Raw genomic sequence first — 1,926 nt, forward strand, 5'->3', positions numbered from 1 at the left:
TCCACCGACCGGCGGCTGCGGCGGCGCCGGCTCCTCCTCGGCGACCTCGCCGCCGAAATTCTTCAGGAGCGCGTCGAGCCCGCCGTCGAAGCCCTGGCCGACGGCGGCGAACCGCCATACGTCCTTGAGATAGAAGTCGCCGAGCATGACGGCGCGCTCGGTGGTGAACTCCGAGCCGTTGAACGCGTATCGGACGACTTCCTCGCCACCCGCGACCAGCCGGATATATCCGGGACCGACCTGGGACATCTGGCCCGCGCCGTCGATGGTGGCGGTGAACGAGAGTTTGTGGATCTGCGCCGGGATACGCTCCAGCGTCACCCTGAAGGACTCGGTGTCACCGGCTTGGGCGCCCAGCAACTGGATTGATTCCTCAGGCGACTTGGGCTGATTGAAGAAGATGAAGTAACGGTCGTCCGAGAGCTGTTCATCGGCATCGAGGCCGAAGCAGCTGATGTCGAAGGTCAGCCCGGGAGCGGCGATCTGCACACCTACGTACAGATCCGTCCCCGGCGTGAGATCACTGATCTTGGCCTTGTGGCCGCGCTGGAATTCCCTGGCCATGCGTAACGACCGTCCCCCATCCCGAATGTGACTGCGTCGCGCCAGGCTAACGGCTATGTCCGACATTGAGCCAAGCCGGTACAGAGTCGGTACATGATCAACGGTGCTGTCGCTCCGTCATTCCTCGTGCGTGACGGGCAGATGCGGCAGCCGGTCGGCGGCGACGACGCCTTCGAGATAGCCGCGGGCGCGCTCGGTGCGCGGATAGGCCTCCAGCAGCCTCCAGAACCGCGGACCGTGGCCCGGTACAAGGAGATGGGCCAGCTCATGGACGAGGACATAGTCGACGACATACTCCGGCATGCCCTGCAACCGGTGCGACAGCCTGATGCTGCCTTCGGCCGGGGTGCAGGAGCCCCAGCGGGTGTTCTGGTTGGTCACCCAGCGCACGGAGGTCGGTCTGGCGCTGCCGTTGAAGTACTGGGCGGACAGCTGCTCGGCCCGCTCGGTCAGCTCGCTGTCCCCGAGGACGCGCCGGCTCTCCTGTGCGGCAAGTTTGTCGAGCATCACCGTGACCCAGCGGCGCTCCTCCGCCTCCGACATCCGGGCGGGGATGAGCACGATGGTCCGGTCGCCCTCGCGGTACGCCGAGACGGTTCTGCTGCGACGGGCGCTCCTGCGGACCTCTACGGCGCTCGTCCCCGAGCCGCGCGGCGGGCGGCGGGCGGGCTCCCCCGCCAAGCGAGGGGAAGAATCGGCGGACACGCCCCGACGTTACCTGCTGCGTATGGGGGAAGTCCCGCCTCCGGGACAGTTCGATCTTGATCCACTTTCCCGCCCGGGGAATTTGAACGATTAACGCCCATGGCTGTGGATAACTTTCGGCACTTCCCCGCGCCGCCTTGCATTCTGAGAACCGGATCGGAACAAGCGGTCCGAAGAAGATCAGCGTGCGGAAATCGAGAGCGAGGCCGATATGCATCCGATGGTGAAACCCGCGCTGCGGCGTGCGTGGCGGGAGCGGCAGACCGTGCAGTTCGGAGTCACACCCGGGCATGCGGTGCTGGTGGGTCCTGTCGATACGGCCACGGGCAGCTTTCTGGAGCTGCTCGACGGGACACGCGGGCTGCCGCTGCTGCGGGAGGAGGCGCGGGCGATGGGACTGCCCGACGGGCTGGCCGATTCGCTGGTCAAGCGGCTGACCACGGCGGGAGTGCTCGACGATCCGGACGCGGGCGGACGGGCGGCCGAGGACTTACGGAAGCGGACAGGCGCCTTCGACCGGATGCGGGCCGATCTCGCGTCCCTGTCCGTTCTGCACCGGGAGCCGGGAGCGGGCACACGGCGGCTGGCGGCGCGGCGGGCGATGCGGGTCCAGGTGCGCGGCGCGGGACGGGTGGGCGCGGCCGTCGCGGCGGTGCT

The 1,926-nt window shown here is 67.9% G+C and carries 2 protein-coding genes and 1 pseudogene; 1 reads left to right on the forward strand and 2 read right to left on the reverse strand.

What is annotated here, in order from left to right; genetic code table 11:
• Positions 1–564: TerD family protein (locus GA0115259_RS38190; RefSeq protein ID WP_141716894.1), on the reverse strand; the 564-nt coding region annotated here is incomplete at its 3' end.
• Positions 565–681: 117 nt separating this feature from the next.
• Complete coding sequence (locus GA0115259_RS38195) at positions 682–1,269, reverse strand: M48 metallopeptidase family protein (RefSeq protein ID WP_093605213.1); 588 nt, start codon at positions 1,267–1,269, stop codon at positions 682–684.
• Between the two features lie 211 nt (positions 1,270–1,480).
• On the opposite strand from GA0115259_RS38195, the pseudogene GA0115259_RS38200 reads away from it, so the two are divergent.
• Positions 1,481–1,926, forward strand: a pseudogene (locus tag GA0115259_RS38200) (ThiF family adenylyltransferase); the annotation flags it as partial.

The sequence above is a fragment of the Streptomyces sp. MnatMP-M17 genome, assembly GCF_900091995.1.
Classification (GTDB): Bacteria; Actinomycetota; Actinomycetes; order Streptomycetales; family Streptomycetaceae; genus Streptomyces.